Raw genomic sequence first — 18,056 nt, forward strand, 5'->3', positions numbered from 1 at the left:
AGGAAAGCATCATGTCCTATTTCACCGAAGCAGGCTCGGTCGAGGCGGTGAACGCCCGCATGGCCGAGGCCATCGACCCGCGGCTGCGGCAGGTGATGGCCTGCCTGGTCAAGCACCTGCACGCCTTCGCCAAGGAAATCGCCCTGACCCAGGAGGAATGGGAGATCGGCATCGACTTCCTGACCCGCACCGGCCAGATCTGCTCGGGCGAACGGCAGGAGTTCATCCTGCTCTCGGACGTGCTGGGCTTTTCCATGCTGGTCGATGCGATCAACAACCGCCGCCCCGAGGGCGCGACGGAAAACACCGTCTTCGGCCCCTTCCATGTCGAGGGCGCGCCGATCCGCGAGATGGGCGCATGCATCAGCCTGGACGGCAAGGGCGAAAGCTGCCTGTTCGAGGGCCGGGTGCTGGACCTGGACGGCAATCCCGTCGAGGGCGCGACCGTCGATGTCTGGTCCGACAATGCCGACGGCTTCTATGACGTGCAGCAGCCGGGCATCCAGCCGAAATGGAACAATCGCGGCCGCTTCGTCACCGGGCCGGACGGGCGCTACAGCTTTATCGGCATCAAGCCGGTCAGCTATCCGATCCCCGACGACGGGCCGGTCGGGCAGATGCTGGGCAAGCTGGGCCGCCATCCCTATCGGCCGGCGCATATGCATTACATGGTGACGGCGCCGGGCTATCAGCGCGTCGTCACCCATACCTTCGTCGCCAAGGACGACTATATCGCCGACGATACCGTCTTCGGCGTCAAGGAGACCCTGATCGCCCCCTTCCAGCGTATCGACGGCGACACCCTCTGGCGCTCGCCCTTCGACTTCATCCTTGTCCCTGCCTGAGCCGATCATGCCCAACGTCAAGATCTATATCGACGAAACCCGCCTCGCCGCCTGCCGCGACGCCATCGAGGACGCGCTGCCCCGCCTGCGCGACCTGCTGTGCGACGGGCTGGCGGTCGAGGCCAGCGCCTGCCAGATCGCCGCGCTGCCGGTGGTGGGCCTGCCCGACCAGCCGCAGGTGAATGCCGAGCTGCTGATCCTGCCGCGCAGCGAGCGCACGCCGGAACGGATCCGCGCCGTCGCCGGGACCATGCGGCAGATGCTGGAACAGGCCAGCGGCCTCGACGTCGCGGTGCGGGTGGGCATGCTGGACCCCGAGACCTATCTGGCGCTGAAATAGACCCTCAGCCGCGCCTCCGCGTCACCTGCTGGTCGTGTTCCATCCGCGCGGTCAGCCGGGCGAATTCCTCGGTCAGGAAGGCGATCAGCTGGCGCATGGCCGGCGGGCCGGGGCGGTTCTCGGGCATCAGCAGGCCCAGCTGCCGCTCGGGGTGGTCGATGCGCAGCGGCAGCGCCTCCATCGGCACGCTGCGGCGCGACAGGAACACCACCGAATAGGGCAGCACGGTCAGCGCGTCGGAACCCGCCATCACCGACTGGATCGAGGCCAGCGTGCCGCCCGAGAAGCTGACGTTGAAATCCTCTTGCCCGATGGATTTCAGCGCCCGCTCCAGGTCGCGGTAAAGCGGGCTGTTCGCCGGCGGCGCGATCCAGGTATAGGGCGCCAGGTCGGCCTGGGCGATGGCCTTGCGCCGGGTCAGCGGATGGCCTGCGCGGGCAGCGACCACGTTGCGGCTGGGCAGGACCGGGGTGAAGCTCAGCCCCGGCGGCACCTGGCTGGGATGCAGGGGCAGGATCGCCATGTCCAGCGCGCCATTGCGCAAGGACGCCTCCAGCGTGTCGACATAGCCATAGGACTGGTCGATCTGCACCTCGGGGTGGCGCATCTGGAAATCCGCGATCATGGTCGAGACCACCCCGTCCATGAAGATCGGCGAGCCGCCGACCCGCAGCCGCCCGGCATGGCCCTTGCGGAAGCGCTGGACCAGCAGGCTGGCCTCCTGGTTGGCAGCGCGGATGCGGGCGCCGAACCGCGCCAGGCTCAGCCCCAGCTCGGTCGGGCGCAGCGGCCGGCGGCCGGGCTGGAACAGCGGCATGCCGATGCGCTTTTCCAGCAGCGCCATGCTGCGCGAGACCGAGGGCTGCGACTTGCCAAGCGCCTCGGCCCCCTCGGTCAGCCCGCCCTTCTCGACGATCACCGCCAGGATTTCCAGATGTTCGCTGTCAATTTTCATAACTCATTATCATATTATGTTCCGTTCATCCGATCAATATCTGTCTTTGGCCGGTGTAGCTTGCCCAGGACCAGGATCGAGGGAGGAAAACCAGTGTCCTTTTTCCGCGAGGAATTCACCGCGCAAAGCCCGGCCGTCCGCGTGCGGTTCGGCAGCGGCCTGCGCAACAGCATCGCCGACGAGATCGACGCGCTCGGCGCCCGCCGCGCGCTGATCCTGACGACGCAGCAGCAGGCCGGGATGGCCGATGAGTTCGCCGCGCTTTGCGGCGACCGCGCGGCCGGCCGGTTCACCGGCGCGATCATGCACACCCCGGTCGAGGTCTCGGAACAGGCGACCGAACATGCCCGCAGCATCGGCGCCGACGTGCTGGTCGCGGTGGGCGGCGGCTCGACCACCGGCCTCGGCAAGGCCATCGCGCTGCGCACCGGCCTGCCGCAGATCGTCGTGCCCACCACCTATGCCGGCAGCGAGGCGACGCCGATCCTGGGCCAGACCGAAAACGGGCTGAAGACCACCATCACCGACCGCCGCGTGCAGCCCGAGGTCATCCTCTACGATGCCGAACTGGTCGCCACCCTGCCGGTGGCCATGACCGTGACCAGCGCGTTCAACGCCATGGCCCATGCCGCCGAGGGGCTTTACGCCCGCGACCGCTCGCCCCTGACCTCGCTGATGGCGGTCGAGGGGCTGCGCGCCTTTCGCGACGCCCTGCCCCGCGTCATCGCCGCGCCCGGCGACCTGGCCGCGCGGGGCGAGACGCTTTATGGCGCCTGGCTTTGCGGCTCGGTGCTGGGTCAGGTCGGCATGGCGCTGCACCACAAGCTTTGCCACACGCTGGGCGGCAGCTTCGACCTGCCCCATGCCGAAACCCATGCCGTGATCCTGCCCCATGCCATCGCCTATAACGCGCAGGCGGTGCCCGAGCTGCTGGCGCCGGTGGCCGAGATCTTCGGCGATGCCGATCCCGGCCAGGCGCTGCACCGCTTCGCCCGCGAAAGCGGCGCGCCGCTGGCGCTGCGCGACCTGGGCCTGAAGGAGGCGGACCTGGACCGCGCCGCCGAGATCGCCACCCGCAACCCCTATTGGAACCCGCGCCCGGTCGAGCGCGACGCCCTGCGCCGGCTGCTGGCCGCCGCCTGGGCGGGCGAGGCGCCGGGCCGCTGAGCCGCCGCCCGCGCGACCACCCGTTTCGACGAAAACCTCTGGGAGGAGAGACCCCGAATGACTGATATCATCACCGATGTGCTGATCATCGGCACCGGCCCGGCCGGCTCGGCCACCGCCGCGCTGCTGTCCAGCTACGGCATCGCCAACATGGCGGTGAACCGCTATCGCTGGCTGGCCAACACGCCCCGCGCCCATATCACCAACCAGCGCACCATGGAGGTGCTGCGCGACCTTGGCCGCGACGTCGAGGACGAGGCCTATATGTTCGCCACCCATCAGGAACTGATGGGCGAGAACATCTTCTGCGAAAGCCTGGCGGGGGAAGAGATCGGCCGGCTGAAGGCCTGGGGCAACCATCCGCTGTCCAAGGCCGAACACCTGATGTCCTCGCCCACCCGGATGAACGACCTGCCGCAGACCTATATGGAGCCCCTGCTGTTCAAGACCGCCTGTTCGCGCGGCACGCAGGGGCGGCTTTCCACCGAATACCTGCGCCACGAGCAGGACGAGACCGGCGTCACCACCACCTGCCGCGACCGGCTGACCGGGCAGGAGATCACCATCCGCTCGAAATACCTGGTCGGCGCCGATGGCGGCAAGTCGCTGGTCGCCGAACATGCCGGCCTGCCCTTCGAGGGCAGGATGGGCGTGGGCGGCTCGATGAACATCCTGTTCCGGGCCGACCTGTCGAAATACGTCGCGCACCGCCCCTCGGTGCTTTACTGGGTGATGCAGCCCGGCGCCGATGTCGGCGGCATCGGCATGGGTCTGGTGCGCATGGTGCGGCCCTGGAACGAATGGCTGATCGTCTGGGGCTATGACATCAACAGCCCCGAACCGGAAGTGACCGAGGAATTCGCCACCGGCGTCGCCCGCCAGCTGGTCGGCGATCCCGAGCTGAAGATCGAGCTTTTGTCCGCCAACACCTGGACGGTGAACAACTTCTACGCCACCCGGACCTCGAACGGGCGGGTGTTCTGCATGGGCGACGCGATCCACCGGCATCCGCCGTCGAACGGGCTGGGCTCGAACACCTCGATCCAGGATGCGTTCAACCTGGCCTGGAAACTGGCCCTGGTGCTGAAGGGCCAGGCGGGCGAGCGGCTGCTGGACAGCTATGACGCCGAACGCGCGCCGGTGGCCAGGCAGATCGTGACCCGCGCCAACCAGTCCATCACCGAGACCGGCCCGATCTTTGCCGCGCTCGGCATGGCCGAGGGGGTGGACCCGGTGCAGATGCAGAAGAACCTGCAAGCCCGCACCGACGGCACGCCCGCGGCCGAGTTGCAGCGCGAGGCGATCCGCAAGGCCATCGCCTTCAAGAAATACGAATTCGACGCGCATGGCGTCGAGATGAACCAGCGCTACCGCTCGGACGCCATCGTGACCGACGACCAGCTGGAGCCGGACTTCCAGCTCGACCCCGAGCTGCATTACCAGCCGACGACCTGGCCGGGCGCCCGCCTGCCGCATGCCTGGCTGTATCGCCACGACGACGGGGCCGAGGTCTCGACCCTGGACCTGTGCGGCCATGGCCGCTTCACCCTGCTGACCGGGCTGGGCGGCGAAGCCTGGGCCGAGGCGGCCGGCAAGGTGGCGCGCGACCTGGGCATCGACCTGGTCGCCCATGTCATCGGCCCGCGCCAGACCTATGTCGACCACAGCGGCGACTGGGCCCGCGCCTCGGAAATCAAGGATAACGGCTGCCTGCTGGTGCGCCCCGACCACCATGTCTGCTGGCGTGCGACCGGCCTGGTCGCGCAGCCCGAGGCGGAACTGGCCCGCGTGCTGCGCCAGGTGCTGGCGCGCTGAGCCCCGGCGGCCGGGCGCGTTCCGCAAGCACGCGCCCGGCGGCATGCCGCAACCCGCCCCGGCAGGGGGGGCGCCGCGGGCCGGCGCGCGGGGCCCGATATAACATCGCGGCATATTACCCGCCGATCATGTCATGCTGTGCCCCGCCCGCCTTTGCTAACCCTGCCGAGGGGGGAGGAGACCCGGAAAGACAGGCCGGCAGCAGCGGCGCCGCCCTGCCGGGTCGCTCCTTCGCGAACAGGAGGAGGAGGAAGAACATGACGAAGCCGAAAAGACTGGCCACCTTGCCGCGCCTTGCGCTGAGCGTGGCGACGCTGGCCATCGCCCATCCGGCGCTGGCGCAGGACGCCCGCCCCAACATCGTGCTGATCGTCGTCGACGACATGGGCTATTCGGATATGGGCGCCTTCGGCGGCGAAATCCCGACGCCGAACCTGGATGCGCTGGTCGGGGACGGCGTGCAGCTGACCAATTTCCACGTCGCGCCGACCTGCTCGCCGACGCGGTCCATGCTGATGTCGGGCACCGACAACCATGTCGCGGGCCTGGGCAGCATGGCCGAGGAAATCCTTGACGAGCAGCGCGGCCATCCCGGCTACGAGGGCTATCTGAACGAGCGGGTCGTCAGCTTCCCCGAGGTGCTGCGCGACAGCGGCTATCACACCTATATCTCGGGCAAATGGCATCTGGGCGGCAAGGAGGGCCAGCGCCCGAACGCCCGCGGCTTTGAGCGCTCCTTCGCCATGATGAACGGCGGCGCGCATCATTTCGACCAGACCGGCATGATCGAGGCGCTGCCCAAGGCGAACTATACCGCCGACGACCAGCCGATCGAGCTGGGCGAGGATTTCACCTATTCGACGGATTACTTCACCGCGCAGTTGATCGACCAGATCGATTCGGCCGCCGACGACGCGCCCTTCTTCGGCTATCTGGCCTATACCGCGCCACATTGGCCCTTGCAGGCCCCGGACGCATCCATCGCGCTGTTCAAGGGCAAATACGATGCCGGCTATGACGCGATCCGCGACGCACGGCTGGCGCGGATGCGCGAGCTGGGCCTGATCGGCCCGGACGTGCAGCCGAACACCACCCCCGACCTGTGGCCGCATTGGAGCGAGCTCGACGCGGCGCAGCGCGCCACCGAGGCCCGCAAGATGGAGGTCTATGCCGCCATGATCCACGAGATCGACCAGAGCGTCGGCCGCCTTGTCGATCACCTGAAGCAGAAGGGCGAATACGACGACACCATCTTCATCTTCTTCTCGGACAACGGCGCCGAGGGCCAGCTGCCCGAAAACATCATGGGCGGGCTGAACCGGGAATGGATCGACCGCGCCTTCGACAATTCGCTCGAGAACCTGGGCAGGCAGGGCTCGTATTTCGGCTATGGCCCCAGCTGGGCCTCGGTCAGCCAGACGCCGTTCCGCATGGTCAAGGGCTATACCTACGAGGGCGGCACCCGCTCGCCCGCCTTCATCTCCTATCCCGGCTGGAAGAATGGCGCGCGGCTGGACCAGTTCGTGCATGTCACCGACATCGCGCCCACGCTCTTGGACCTGGCCGGCGCCACGCCGCCCGCGCAGCGCGACGGCATCGCGCTGGCGCAGATGACCGGCCATTCGCTGCGGCCCTGGCTGGAGGGCCGGGCCGAGACGGCGCGCCCGCAGGACGAGCCGGTCTGCACCGAGCTGTTCGGCCGCGTCTCGGTCTGGAAGGACGGCTGGAAGATGGTGCATAGCAACAAGCCCTGGGGCACCGGCGATTTCGAGCTGTTCGACATCAAGGCCGACCCGGCCGAGAATCGCGACCTGGCGGCGGATCAGCCTGAAAGGCTGGCAGGGCTGAAGGCCGACTGGCAGGATTGCCAGGAGCGCTTCGGCATCTACTGGAACGAGGGGCTGGCACCGCAGATGGTCTATTCCAACGAGGCCGAATACCTGTTCCCGCGCCCGCATCCGGCCGGCGCCCGCTGAGGCCATGCAATCCGGCCCAGGGGCATCGCCGCCCCTGGGCCTTATCGAAAGGACCGGCCATGACCCTGGCCCGCCAGCACGACCCCGGCGACATGGTGCCCATCCCAGGCGGCCGCTTCCTGATGGGCTCGGACCGCTTCTATCCCGAGGAGCGGCCCGTCCGCCCGGCCGAGGTCGGGGCCTTCCTCATCGACCGCCACCCGATCACCAATGCCGCATTCGCCCGCTTCGTCGCCGCGACCGGTCATGTCACCCAGGCCGAGCGGCCGCAGCCGCACCCCTCGATCCCCGGCCGCATGGTCGAGCCCTGCTCGGCGGTCTTCACCCCGCCGCTGCCCGGCACGGTGCCGAAAGGCCCGGCCAGCTGGTGGCGGCTGGTGCCCGGCGCCTGCTGGAAGCATCCGGCCGGCCCGGCCAGCGACCTTGCGGGGCTTGGGGATCACCCGGTGGTGCATGTCGCCCTGGCCGACGCGCTGGCCTATGCCGAATGGGCCGGCAAGGCGCTGCCGACCGAGGCGGAATGGGAATGCGCCGCGCGCGGCGGGCTCGCGGGCGCGGAATATGCCTGGGGCGACAGCCTGACGCCGGACGGCCGGCACATGGCGAACACCTGGCAGGGCGCCTTTCCCTTCGTCAACGACCTCGAGGACGGCTTCGCCCGCACCTCTCCGGTCGGCAGTTTCCCGGCCAATGGCTACGGGCTTTTCGACATGATCGGCAATGTCTGGGAATGGACGCTGGACGACTATGCCGCGCCCCGCGCCGAGCCCGCGCGCAGCTGCTGCCGCAAGCCGCAGGCCAGCGGCGCCGCGACCAAGGTCATCAAGGGCGGCTCCTATCTCTGCGCGCCGAACTATTGCCAGCGCTACCGCCCGGCCGCCCGCCATCCGCAGCAGACGGACATGACCACCGGGCACCTGGGCTTTCGCTGCATCCGGCGGCTCTAGCCGCGCGGCGGAAGCACTAGCAGGCTGCTGAAAAAGGATTTTGAGAGGGCGACGCAGCGGAAATCGTTCTGGATCCAGCTGATATCGGCCCGAAAATGGGGTGTTTTCGGCAAATTTGAGGCGGATTTCCCGGTTCCCCGCCCGCGCTGTCCTGTCGCAAGGACTTTTTCAGCAGCCTGCTAGGCCCCCGCCGCCGCCAGCGGCCTAGACCCGCTCCAGCGCCACGGCGATGCCCTGGCCGACGCCGATGCACATGGTCGAAAGCGAGCGCCGCCCGCCGGTCCGCGCCAGTTCCAGCGCCGCCGTGCCGGTGATGCGGGCGCCGGACATGCCCAGCGGATGCCCCAGCGCGATGGCGCCGCCGTTCGGGTTCACCCGCGGGTCGTCGTCGGCAATGCCCAGCTGGCGCAGCGTGGCGAGGCCCTGGGCCGCGAAAGCCTCGTTCAGCTCGATCACGTCGAAATCCGCCGGGGTCAGCCCCAGCCGCGCCATCAGCTTCTGCGACGCCGGCGCCGGGCCGATGCCCATGATGCGCGGCGGCACGCCCGCCGTCGCTCCGCCCAGCACCCGAGCGATTGGCGTCAGGCCATGCCGCTTCGCCGCCGCCTCCGAGGCCAATATCAGCGCCGCCGCCCCGTCGTTCACCCCCGAGGCATTGCCCGCCGTGACCGAGCCGTTCGGGAACAGCGGGCGCAGCTTGGCCAGCGCCTCGGCCGTGGTGGCGCGGGGGTGTTCGTCGGTATCGACCACCACCGGCGCGCCCTTGCGCTGCGGGATCGTCACCGGCGCGATCTCGGCCGCCAGCCGCCCACTGGCGATGGCCGCCGCGGCCTTCTGTTGCGAGGCCAGCGCCATGGCGTCCTGCGCCTCGCGCGAGATGCCGTAGTCGTCGGCGACGTTCTGGCCGGTCTGCGGCATCGAGTCGGTGCCATGGGCCGCCTGCATCGCCGGGTTCACGAAGCGCCAGCCGATGGTGGTGTCGTGGATCTCGGCATGGCGGCTGAAGGCGCTCTCGGCCTTGGGCAGCACGAAGGGCGCGCGCGACATCGACTCGACGCCGCCGGCGATCATCAGCCCGGCCTCGCCCGCAGCGATCTGGCGCGCGGCGACCAGCACCGCGTCCATGCCCGAGCCGCAGAGCCGGTTGACCGTCGTGCCCGGCACCTCGACCGGCAGGCCCGCCAGCAGCAAGGACATGCGGGCGACGTTGCGGTTGTCCTCGCCGGCCTGGTTGGCGCAGCCGTAGATCACGTCGTCCACCGCCTGCCAGTCGAGACCGGCATGGCGTGCCATCAGCGCCCGCAAGGGAATGGCGCCCAGGTCGTCGGCGCGGACCGAGGCCAGCGCGCCGCCGAAACGGCCGATGGGGGTGCGGATGTAATCGCAAATAAAGACTTCGGTCATGTCACAGCTCCGGCACGACCAGGTCGCCGACCGCACCGTCCAGGTGCAGCCGCGCGCCGGTCACGGCTTGCAGGTCGTCAAGGGAAATCGCCGGCAGCTTCTCGCGCAGCACGAAACGGCCGTCCTGCACGTCCACCACGGCGAGCGAGGTATAGACGCGGGTCACGCAACCCACCCCAGTCAGTGGCAGGGTGCAGGCTTCCAGCAGCTTGGGCTTGCCGTCCTTGGTAACATGATCGGTGATGACCGCGACGCGCTTGGCGCCATGCACCAGGTCCATCGCGCCGCCGACCGCCGGCACGCCCTTGGGTCCGGTGGACCAGTTCGCCAGGTCGCCGTTCTGCGCCACCTGGTAGGCGCCCAGGATCGCCACGTCCAAGTGCCCGCCGCGCACCATGGCGAAGCTGTCGGCATGGTGGAAGAAGGCCGCGCCGGGCTTCAGCGTGATCGCCTTCTTGCCGGCGTTGATCAGATCCCAGTCCTCCTGGCCCGCGGGCGGGGCCTCGCCAAAGCCCAGGACGCCGTTCTCGGTATGGAACACCGCCTGGCGGCCGGGGGGCTGGAACTTGGCCACCATCTCGGGAAAGCCGATGCCAAGGTTCACATAGGCGCCGTCGGCGATGTCCTGCGCCGCGCGCCAGGCGATCTGGGCGTTGGTCAGTTTCCGGGTCATGCCTGCACCTCCTGGGGACGGACGGGGGGATAGGCCGCATCGGCGCGGTTCAGCGCCTCTTCCTGCGCCGGGTTCGCAACCTCGACGATGCCAGAGACGAAGATGCCCGGCGTCACCACGTGCTCGGGGTCGATGCCGCCCGGCGCGACCGCCCGCGTCACCTGCGCGATGGTGCGCGCCGCCGCCATCGCCATCAGGGGCGAGAAATTCCGCGCCGCCATGCGATAGGTCAGGTTGCCGTAATGGTCGCCCAGCTCGGCCTTGATCAGCGCCACATCGGCCTTGAGCCAGCGTTCCTGCACATAGGGCCGGCCGTCGAACTCGGCCACCGGCTTGCCGCGGGCCAGGTCGGTGCCATAGCTGGTGGGCGTGTAGAAGGCGGGGATGCCCGCGCCGCCGGCACGGATGCGCTCGGCCAGCGTGCCCTGCGGCACCAGGTCCAACTCGATCTCTCCGGCCAGGTATTTCTCGGTAAAGACCCGCGGATCGGCCGAGCGCGGGAAGGAACAGACCATCTTGCGGACCATGCCCTGCTCGATCATCGCCGCGATGCCGACATGGCCGTTGCCGGCATTGTTGTTGATGACGGTCAGGTCCCTGGGGCTGCCGGTGGCCAGATAGCGGTCGATCAGCGCGTGGATCAGCTCGATCGGCGCGCCCGAGCCGCCGAAGCCGCCGATCATCACCGTGGCGCCGTCCGGGATGCCGGCGACCGCCTCGACCAGGTTGGGGATGCGTTTGTCCATGAACTCCTCCTGCGGGTTCCGGGGATGTCATGCGCGCCTGGCCGCCGCGAGGCCAGAGGTTTCGTGCGTATGTTGACATTTGTTCAAACTGCGTAAAAACCTGTGCGCATGGTGAACAAGACCGACTTCATCGCCTCGCTTGCCAAGGGGCTTGGCGTGATCGAGGCGTTCCGGGCCGAACGCCCGCGCCTTTCCATCGCCGAGGTGGCCGAGGCGACGGGGCTGGACCGGGCGACGGCACGGCGCTGCCTGCTGACCCTGCACGAGTTGGGCTATGCCGATTACGACGGCAAGTTCTTCACCCTGACGCCGCGCATCCTGCGGCTGGGCATGGGGGCCCTGGCGGCGATGCCGCTGGCGCAGCTGGTGCAGCCCTGGCTGGACCAGCTGTCCGAGCAGATCGGGCAATCGACCTCGGTCTCGATCCTGGACGGGACCGAGATCGTCTATCTGGCGCGGGCGGCGCAGCGGCGGGTGATGTCCATCGGGCTGATGCCGGGCTCGCGGCTGCCGGCGCATTGCACCTCGATGGGCCGGGTGCTGCTGGCCGCCCTGCCCGAGCCCGAGGCGCGCGCCATCGTCGAGCGCTCGGACCTGACCCCGCGCACCCGCCACAGCCTGACCGCGCCGGACGAGATCATGGCGCGCATCCGCCAGGCCCGCGCCGACGGCCATGCGGTGATCGACCAGGAGGTCGAGCTGGGCCTGCGCTCGCTTGCCGTGCCGCTTTGGAATGCGCATGGCCGGGTGGTGGCGGCGCTGAATACCGGGGTGGCGGCGGTGCAATCCTCGGCCGAGGAGCTGGTCACGCTCTACCTGCCGGCGCTGCTCCGGGTACAGGAGGGGCTGCGCCGGGTGCTGCGCTAGCGGCCGGGCAGCGGCGGGCGCGGCCGGCCGGCCAGCTCGGTGGCGCTGGCCAGGTCCAGGCCGGCCATGCAGAGCAGGCGGGCCACGATCCGCTCGCTTTCCGCGGGCGAAAGCTGGCCCTCGGTGATCGCCAGGCTGGCGCCGATCAGCGCGTGGCAGGTCAGCCGCCAGGTCAGTTCGGCCGCCTCGGCCTCGAACCGGCCGGCCGCCGAGGCCTGGCGCAGGTCGCGGATGGCAAAGGGGCCCATCATGCGGAACAGCGCATCCGCGATCACCTCGGAACGGTGCAGCATCTGCCGCCAGCGCGGATCGCCGGTCGCGGTGTCCAGCACGGTGCGGATGCCGAAGGCATAGACCTGCGCCGGATCCTCGAACCTGTCGGTAACGGCCTGGATGCTGAGCCCCAGGTCGTGCATCAGCCCTTCGAGCACGGCGATGGCCAGTTCGTCCTTGGACCGGAAATAGTTGTAGATCGTCCCGGCACCGACATCGGCGCGCTCGGCGATCTCCAGCATGGTGGCGGCTTCGGCGCCCTTTTCGGTCATGATCTCGCGCGCGGCCTTGATCAGCGCCGCCCGGTTGCGCCGCTGGCGCCGCGCCACGCGGCCTTCGCCCTGGATCCCTGCCTCGGCCATGTCCTGCTCCGTATTCGGACATGAACCATATTCGGAAACGAATCGGATCTCAAGCCGAGGGGCGGGCTTGCGCCGCCGGCGCGACAAGAAGCCGCGGGTAGTGCGGGAGTTTTTGGCGTCCAGCCAATGGTTTGCAAGCTCTTGGCCAGTCTGAATTATAATCAAAGTTGACGATCATTCATTTTTAGAACAAATTCACCGCCGACCGATCCGCCCGCAAGGGGAGCGCGGGCGATCGGGCCGGAACCCCGGCAATCGTTTCAGGGAGGAGCAAGGATGACCCCATCAACCCAAGCCAGCGACACCGATGTCGCCATCGTCGGCGCCGGCCCGGTCGGCACGCTGCTGGCGATCCTGCTGGGCAAGCGCGGCAAGCGCGTGACACTGATCGAGCGCTGGAGCACGCATTACGATCTGCCGCGCGCCGTGACCTTCGACCACGAGATCGCGCGCATCCTGGCCACGCTGGGCATCGACGCCGAGAGCGACCCCTCGATCAACCATCACGACGAGCTTTATTACTGGCGCAACGCCAGGGGCGAGAACCTGCAGGTGGTGGACTGGCAGAGCCAGTCGGCCAGCGGCTGGCGCGTGCGCTACTGGTTCAACCAGCCGCTACTGGAAAAGCGCCTGCTAAAGCTGGCAGGCGGCATGCCGGAAATCACCATGATGCGCGGCTGGAATGCCGTCGCGCTGGACCAGGATGCCGAGGGCGTCACCCTGGCGCTGCAACAGAACCCCGAGGAAGTCGGCCCGGACGGCGAGCGCCGGACGATCCGGGCGAAATTCGTCGCCGGCACCGACGGCGCCAACAGCTTCGTGCGCCATGCGCTTGGCATCGAGAACGAGGACAAGGGCTATTTCTTCGACTGGCTGATCCTCGACATGCTGCCGAAATTCGACTACCGCGCCTCGCGCCCGGATGAGCCGGCGCAATGGCAGCTTTGCGACCCCAGGCGCCCGACCACCATCGTCCCCGGCGGGCCCGCGCCGCAGCCCGGCCAGCCCGACCGCCGCCGCTGGGAGTTCATGGTCCTGCCCGGCGAATCGGCGGCCGAGATGCAGAGCCCGGAAAGGGCGTGGGAACTGCTGCAACCCTGGGGCCTGACCTCCGAGAGTGCCGAGCTGGAGCGCGCCGCCGTCTATCGCTTCCAGGCCCGCTGGGCGAAGCAATGGCACAAGGGCCGCTGCCTGATCGGCGGCGACGCCGCGCATCTGATGCCGCCCTTTGCCGGCGAGGGCATGTGCGCCGGCGTCCGCGACGCGGTGGCCATGGCCTGGCGGCTGAACCTGATCCTCGAAGGCAAGGCGGGCCTCGGCCTGCTGGACAGCTATACCAGCGAGCGCAAGGACCACGCCTGCCATTACATCGACTTCAGCCAGGAGCTGGGCAGCATCATCTGCATCGCCGACGAGGCCGAGGCCGCCGCGCGCGACGCCCGCATGATCGCCGAGCTTCAGGCCCGCGGCCAGCGGCCGGTGCCGACCGACATCTGCCATCTCGGCCCCGGCGCCTGGTGCCCGGCCAGCGCCCATGCGGGCGAGCTGTCGGTGCAGGGCGTGGTCGAGCACAAGGGCCGGCGCGACCGCTTCGACCAGGCGGTGGGCCGGGGCTGGGTGGTGATCGGCTACGAGGCCGATCCGCTGGCGGCGCTGACGCCCGGACAGCGGGCGCAGCTCGACCTGCTGGAGGGGTTCGGCGTGCAGGTCTGCGCCCCCGGCGGCGGCTGCGCGGTGATCGACACCGAAGGCACCTACAAGCGCTGGCTCGACGAGATCGACGCGAAATACGTGCTGATCCGGCCGGATTTCTATGTCGCGGCCACGGCGAACAGCGCCGAGGCTTTCCGGCAGCGCGTCGATGCGGTGATGCAGGCGCTGGACCTGGCCGACAGCCCGGCGCTGGCGGCCGAGTAAGGGGCGGGCCTCCGATCCGGGCAAATGGCCTGATCGGTGCCTTCCAGCGCATCGACGGCAAGACCACCATTCGATGGACGCGGTGCGCAAGCCCGCTGACAGAAACGGCCGCGCCGGCCTGGCGCGGCCGTTGTCGTTTGCCGCCCGGAGAAGATATTCCATTACATGGAATGACATATCTGCAGAAAATGGCCAGAGAGGGCCGAAAGCCCGGCTCCCAGCAATTTTTACTTGCACTTTGCCGAGAATCGCCCAGAAATTCCCGAAAACGCGGCAGCTGTCATGTCCATATCATGGATCGCCAGCAGGGAGGGGAGGCCCGCCGCCATGGGAGGGATGCGATGCAACTGACCGACACCCAGCCAGAGGGCGAGCTGGCCCTGGGCGGCATCGAGGCCTTGGCCGAGCCCAAGCGCGCCGAACGCTGGATGCGCCCGGTCGAGATCCTGGCCGCCGGCCTTCTGGCGGTGATGATCGTCACCGTGCTGGCGAACGTGTTCTTCCGCTATGTGCTGGCCAAGCCACTGATCTGGGGCGACGAGGTCGCATCCATCAGCTTCATCTGGATGGCGATGCTGGGCGCGGCGCTGGCGGTGGACCGGCACGAGCATATGCGCCTGACCGTGTTCCTGCCGCTGCTGCCCGAGCGGCTGGCGCGGGTGGCCGAGGTGGCGGGGCAGGTGCTGGTCTGCGTCCTGCTGCTGCGGCTTTTGCCGGTCGCGGTGGAATATGCCTATGAGGAAAGCTTCGTCAGGTCGCCGGCGCTGGGGCTGCCGATGTCCTGGCGCGCCTCGGCCCTGCCGGCGGGGATCGGGCTGATGGCGGTGCTGGCGGTGATTGCGGTCCTGCGGTCGCGCGAATGGCGCATCATCGCCGCGACCCTGGCCGTCACGGCGGCGGCGGTGGCGCTGATGTGGTTCGCGCGGCCGGCGCTTCTGTCCATCGGCAACTGGAACCTGCCGATCTGGCTGGGCCTGCTGGTCGCGGTGCTGCTTTGCATCGGCGTGCCCATCGCCTTCTGCTTTGCGCTGGGGACGCTGGCCTATCTGACCTTCGCCAGCCATGCGCCGATCTTCGTGATGATGGGCCGCATCGACGAAGGGATGTCCTCGCTGATCCTGCTGTCGGTCCCGGTCTTCGTGCTGCTGGGCTGCATCCTCGACGCCACCGGCATGGGCAAGGCCATCGTCAATTTCCTCGCCTCGCTCCTCGGCCACGTCAAGGCGGGGATGAGCTATGTGCTGCTGGGCTCGATGTTCCTTGTCTCGGGGATTTCCGGCTCCAAGGTCTCGGACATGGCGACGGTGGCCCCGGCGCTGTTCCCCGAGATGCGCAGGCGGGGCCATTCCGCGCCCGAGATGACGGCGCTGCTCGCGACGGGCGCGGCCATGGCCGATACCGTGCCGCCCTCGATCGTGCTGATCGTCCTGGGCTCGGTCGCCGGGGTGTCGATCGCCGGGCTCTTCACCTCGGGCTTCGTGATCGCCATGGTGCTGCTGGTCGTGCTGGCGGTGCTGGCGCGCTGGAAGGCGCGGGCCGAGGACATGTCGGGGGTGCGCGCCGCCACCCTGCCGCTGATCGGCAAGACCGCGCTGATCGCCGCGCCGGCGCTGGTGCTGCCCTTCATGATCCGCAGCCTGGTCGGCGGCGGCGTGGCGACGGCAACCGAGGTCTCGACCATCGCCGTGGTCTATGCCTTCGTCATCGGCGTCGTGCTGTATGGCGGCATCCCGGTCCGCAGGCTGGGCACCATGCTGGTCGAGACCGCGGCCATGTCGGGCGCGATCCTGCTAATCCTGGGCGCGGCCTCGGCCATGGCCTGGGCGCTGACACAATCCGGCTTTGCCCGCGACCTGATGGCCGTCGTCACCGGCCTGCCGGGCGGCTGGATGGTGTTCATGCTGGCCTCGATCCTGATCTTCCTGATCCTCGGCTGCGTGCTCGAGGGGCTGCCGGCCATCGTGCTCTTGGCGCCGATCATGTTCCCCATCGCCCGCGGCCTGGGCATCCACGACATCCATTACGCCATGGTCATCGTCACCGCGATGAACATCGGGCTGATGGCGCCGCCCATCGGCATCGGCTTCTACATCGCCTGCAAGATCGCCAACGTGCCCGCCGACCAGGTCATGCGCCGGATCTGGCCCTATCTGGCGGCGCTGCTGGTCGGCCTGCTGGCCATCGCCGCAGTGCCGGCGTTCTCGACCGCCTTGCTTTGACGTCAACAACCCTCGGGGAGGAGGAAACCATGACCATCACCCGCCGCAGCATCCTGATGGGTGCCGCCGCAGGCGCGCTTGCCGCGCCCTTCATCCGGCCGGGCGCCGCCCGCGCCGCCGAGTTCAGCTACAAGATCGCCAACAACCAGCCCTTGGAGCATCCCAGCAACGTGCGGCTGGCCGAGGCGGTCAAGGCGATCCTCGAGGAAACCTCGGGCGCGGTGGACATCCAGATCTTCCCCTCGAACCAGCTGGGCGCCGATACCGACGTGCTGGGCCAGCTGCGCTCGGGCGGGGTCGAGTTCTTCCAGCTTTCGCCGGTGATCCTGTCGACGCTGGTGCCGAACGCCTCGATCAACGGCGTGGGCTTCGCCTTCCCCGACTACGACACCGTGTGGAAGGCGATGGACGGCGAGCTGGGCGCCTATGCCCGCGGCCAGATCGAGAATGCCGGCCTGGTGGTGATGGACAAGATCTGGGACAACGGCTTCCGGCAAACCACCACCTCGACCAAGCCGATCCAGACGCCCGAGGATTTCCAGGGCTTCAAGATCCGCGTGCCGGTCAGCCCGCTCTGGACCTCGCTGTTCTCGGCCTTCGGCGCGGCGCCCGCCTCGATCAACTTTGCCGAGGTCTATACCGCGCTGCAGACCGGCATCGTCGACGGGCAGGAAAACCCGCTGGCGATCATGAAGGTCGCGAAGCTGTGGGAGGTGCAGAAATACCTGTCCATGACCAACCACATGTGGGACGGGTTCTGGCTGCTGGGCAACCGCCGCGCCTGGGGCGCCCTGCCCGAGGACGCGCAGCAGGTCGTCGCCAAGCATTTCAACGCCGGCGCGGAACGCCAGCGCGAGGATGTCATGGCGCTGAACGCCACCCTGCGCGGCGACCTGGAAAGCCAGGGCTTCGTCTTCAACGACGTGGACCCGCAGCCCTTCGAGGACAAGCTGCGCGAAGCCGGCTTCTATGCCGAGTGGAAAAAGACCTATGGCGACGAGGCATGGGAGATCCTGGAAGCCGCCGTCGGCCGGAAGCTGGCCTGATGACGGACGCGCCCGCCCCTGAAGCGACCGGCGGCGCGCAGGCGGTGGCGCGCGCGCTGTCGCTGCTGTCGCTGGTCGGCAGGGGCGGCGACGCGGGGCTGGCGCTGGGGCAATTGGCCGCCGCCTCGGGGCTGACAAGGCCCACGGTGCGGCGGCTGCTGCTGGCCCTGGCCGCAGCGCGCATGGTCGAGCAGGACCGCCGCAGCCGGCGCTATCACCTGGGCCCCGAGGCCTATCTGCTGGGCACGTTCGCCGCCGAGCGCCACGGCATCCTGCATCACGCCCGCGATTCGATGCAGCGGCTGGCACGCCAGACCGGCGACACACTGCTGCTGACCGTGCCGCAGGGCGACCATACCCTGTGCCTTGAGCGGATCGAGGGCGATTTCCCGATCCGCACCCACGCCCTGATGCGCGGCGACCGCAAGCCGGCCGGCGTCGGCGCGGGCGCGCTGGCGATCCTGGCCGCCCTGCCCGCGCCCGAGGGCGACGCGCTGCTGCGCC

Annotated in this window: 16 protein-coding genes; 11 read left to right on the forward strand and 5 right to left on the reverse strand. The window is 68.9% G+C overall.

Annotation, left to right across the window (positions count from 1 at the left end; genetic code table 11):
• Positions 1 to 11 precede the first annotated feature (11 nt).
• Both FE811_RS13495 and FE811_RS13500 read left to right on the forward strand, forming a co-directional pair.
• Positions 12 to 845 carry an intradiol ring-cleavage dioxygenase gene (locus FE811_RS13495; RefSeq protein ID WP_219848884.1) on the forward strand — a complete coding sequence of 278 codons (834 nt, stop codon included), beginning with the start codon at positions 12 to 14 and terminating at the stop codon, positions 843 to 845.
• Between the two features lie 7 nt (positions 846 to 852).
• The gene (locus FE811_RS13500) at positions 853 to 1,185 is read left to right on the forward strand and encodes a hypothetical protein (protein ID WP_140847888.1); all 333 of its coding nucleotides are present in this window, start codon (positions 853 to 855) and stop codon (positions 1,183 to 1,185) included.
• A gap of 4 nt (positions 1,186 to 1,189) precedes the next feature.
• Here FE811_RS13500 and FE811_RS13505 read toward each other — a convergent pair whose 3' ends face one another.
• A complete protein-coding gene (locus tag FE811_RS13505; RefSeq protein WP_036754453.1) occupies positions 1,190 to 2,140 on the reverse strand; it encodes a LysR family transcriptional regulator in 951 nt (316 codons plus the stop codon).
• Between the two features lie 93 nt (positions 2,141 to 2,233).
• Here FE811_RS13505 and FE811_RS13510 point away from each other — a divergent pair, with 93 nt between their 5' ends.
• The 4 genes from FE811_RS13510 to FE811_RS13525 all read left to right on the forward strand — a co-directional run bounded on the left by FE811_RS13510 (position 2,234) and on the right by FE811_RS13525 (position 8,045).
• Positions 2,234 to 3,307, forward strand: a complete 1,074-nt coding sequence (locus tag FE811_RS13510) for a maleylacetate reductase (RefSeq protein ID WP_140847891.1) — start codon at positions 2,234 to 2,236, stop codon at positions 3,305 to 3,307.
• A 57-nt stretch (positions 3,308 to 3,364) separates the two neighbouring features.
• Entirely contained in the window at positions 3,365 to 5,122 is a 1,758-nt protein-coding gene (locus FE811_RS13515; protein WP_140847893.1) for an FAD-dependent monooxygenase, read from the forward strand.
• A 257-nt stretch (positions 5,123 to 5,379) separates the two neighbouring features.
• Positions 5,380 to 7,098: an arylsulfatase gene (locus FE811_RS13520; protein WP_140847896.1), complete on the forward strand. Its 1,719-nt coding sequence runs from the start codon at positions 5,380 to 5,382 to the stop codon at positions 7,096 to 7,098.
• Positions 7,099 to 7,157: 59 nt separating this feature from the next.
• On the forward strand, positions 7,158 to 8,045 hold the full coding sequence (locus FE811_RS13525; RefSeq protein WP_140847899.1) for a formylglycine-generating enzyme family protein: 888 nt from the start codon (positions 7,158 to 7,160) through the stop codon (positions 8,043 to 8,045).
• Between the two features lie 204 nt (positions 8,046 to 8,249).
• Here the strand turns inward: FE811_RS13525 and pcaF are convergent, their stop codons facing one another.
• From pcaF to FE811_RS13540, 3 genes are read right to left on the reverse strand one after another with little or no spacing between them, the layout of a single operon-like run.
• A complete protein-coding gene (pcaF, locus tag FE811_RS13530) occupies positions 8,250 to 9,449 on the reverse strand; it encodes a 3-oxoadipyl-CoA thiolase (RefSeq protein WP_140847902.1) in 1,200 nt (399 codons plus the stop codon).
• Position 9,450: 1 nt separating this feature from the next.
• Positions 9,451 to 10,122 (reverse strand): 3-oxoacid CoA-transferase subunit B, encoded by a 672-nt coding sequence (locus FE811_RS13535; RefSeq protein ID WP_140847905.1) that lies wholly within the window; start codon positions 10,120 to 10,122, stop codon positions 9,451 to 9,453.
• Positions 10,119 to 10,868 carry a 3-oxoacid CoA-transferase subunit A gene (locus FE811_RS13540; RefSeq protein ID WP_140847908.1) on the reverse strand — a complete coding sequence of 250 codons (750 nt, stop codon included), beginning with the start codon at positions 10,866 to 10,868 and terminating at the stop codon, positions 10,119 to 10,121. The genes FE811_RS13535 and FE811_RS13540 overlap by 4 nt, the downstream gene beginning before the upstream one ends.
• 108 nt (positions 10,869 to 10,976) lie before the next feature.
• Here FE811_RS13540 and FE811_RS13545 point away from each other — a divergent pair, with 108 nt between their 5' ends.
• A complete protein-coding gene (locus FE811_RS13545; RefSeq protein WP_036754469.1) occupies positions 10,977 to 11,735 on the forward strand; it encodes an IclR family transcriptional regulator C-terminal domain-containing protein in 759 nt (252 codons plus the stop codon).
• Here FE811_RS13545 and FE811_RS13550 read toward each other — a convergent pair.
• On the reverse strand, positions 11,732 to 12,370 hold the full coding sequence (locus tag FE811_RS13550) for a TetR/AcrR family transcriptional regulator (RefSeq protein WP_114534776.1): 639 nt from the start codon (positions 12,368 to 12,370) through the stop codon (positions 11,732 to 11,734). The genes FE811_RS13545 and FE811_RS13550 overlap by 4 nt on opposite strands.
• Positions 12,371 to 12,646: 276 nt before the next feature.
• On the opposite strand from FE811_RS13550, the gene FE811_RS13555 reads away from it, so the two are divergent.
• The 4 genes from FE811_RS13555 to FE811_RS13570 form a co-directional block, all read left to right on the forward strand.
• Positions 12,647 to 14,287, forward strand: coding sequence for a bifunctional 3-(3-hydroxy-phenyl)propionate/3-hydroxycinnamic acid hydroxylase (locus tag FE811_RS13555; RefSeq protein ID WP_140847911.1), 1,641 nt, complete (start codon positions 12,647 to 12,649; stop codon positions 14,285 to 14,287).
• A gap of 341 nt (positions 14,288 to 14,628) precedes the next feature.
• A complete protein-coding gene (locus FE811_RS13560; RefSeq protein ID WP_140847914.1) occupies positions 14,629 to 16,506 on the forward strand; it encodes a TRAP transporter large permease subunit in 1,878 nt (625 codons plus the stop codon).
• Between the two features lie 29 nt (positions 16,507 to 16,535).
• Entirely contained in the window at positions 16,536 to 17,552 is a 1,017-nt protein-coding gene (locus FE811_RS13565; RefSeq protein ID WP_036754479.1) for a TRAP transporter substrate-binding protein, read from the forward strand.
• Positions 17,552 to 18,056 (forward strand): helix-turn-helix domain-containing protein (locus tag FE811_RS13570; protein WP_140847917.1); only part of this gene is annotated, 505 nt, incomplete at its 3' end. The genes FE811_RS13565 and FE811_RS13570, both read left to right, overlap by 1 nt.

Source organism: Paracoccus sp. FO-3 (assembly GCF_006386455.1).
In the GTDB taxonomy this organism is placed as follows: Bacteria; Pseudomonadota; Alphaproteobacteria; order Rhodobacterales; family Rhodobacteraceae; genus Paracoccus; species Paracoccus versutus.

Coding starts and splice junctions, on each gene's coding strand:
- FE811_RS13545 (WP_036754469.1), top strand. CDS start 10,977: ATGGTGAACAAGACCGACTTCATCGCCTCGCTTGCCAAGGGGCTTGGC.
- FE811_RS13560 (WP_140847914.1), top strand. CDS start 14,629: ATGCAACTGACCGACACCCAGCCAGAGGGCGAGCTGGCCCTGGGCGGC.
- FE811_RS13525 (WP_140847899.1), top strand. CDS start 7,158: ATGACCCTGGCCCGCCAGCACGACCCCGGCGACATGGTGCCCATCCCA.
- FE811_RS13550 (WP_114534776.1), bottom strand. CDS start 12,370: ATGGCCGAGGCAGGGATCCAGGGCGAAGGCCGCGTGGCGCGGCGCCAG.
- FE811_RS13520 (WP_140847896.1), top strand. CDS start 5,380: ATGACGAAGCCGAAAAGACTGGCCACCTTGCCGCGCCTTGCGCTGAGC.
- FE811_RS13555 (WP_140847911.1), top strand. CDS start 12,647: ATGACCCCATCAACCCAAGCCAGCGACACCGATGTCGCCATCGTCGGC.
- FE811_RS13505 (WP_036754453.1), bottom strand. CDS start 2,140: ATGAAAATTGACAGCGAACATCTGGAAATCCTGGCGGTGATCGTCGAG.
- pcaF (WP_140847902.1), bottom strand. CDS start 9,449: ATGACCGAAGTCTTTATTTGCGATTACATCCGCACCCCCATCGGCCGT.
- FE811_RS13535 (WP_140847905.1), bottom strand. CDS start 10,122: ATGACCCGGAAACTGACCAACGCCCAGATCGCCTGGCGCGCGGCGCAG.
- FE811_RS13515 (WP_140847893.1), top strand. CDS start 3,365: ATGACTGATATCATCACCGATGTGCTGATCATCGGCACCGGCCCGGCC.
- FE811_RS13540 (WP_140847908.1), bottom strand. CDS start 10,868: ATGGACAAACGCATCCCCAACCTGGTCGAGGCGGTCGCCGGCATCCCG.
- FE811_RS13500 (WP_140847888.1), top strand. CDS start 853: ATGCCCAACGTCAAGATCTATATCGACGAAACCCGCCTCGCCGCCTGC.
- FE811_RS13495 (WP_219848884.1), top strand. CDS start 12: ATGTCCTATTTCACCGAAGCAGGCTCGGTCGAGGCGGTGAACGCCCGC.
- FE811_RS13565 (WP_036754479.1), top strand. CDS start 16,536: ATGACCATCACCCGCCGCAGCATCCTGATGGGTGCCGCCGCAGGCGCG.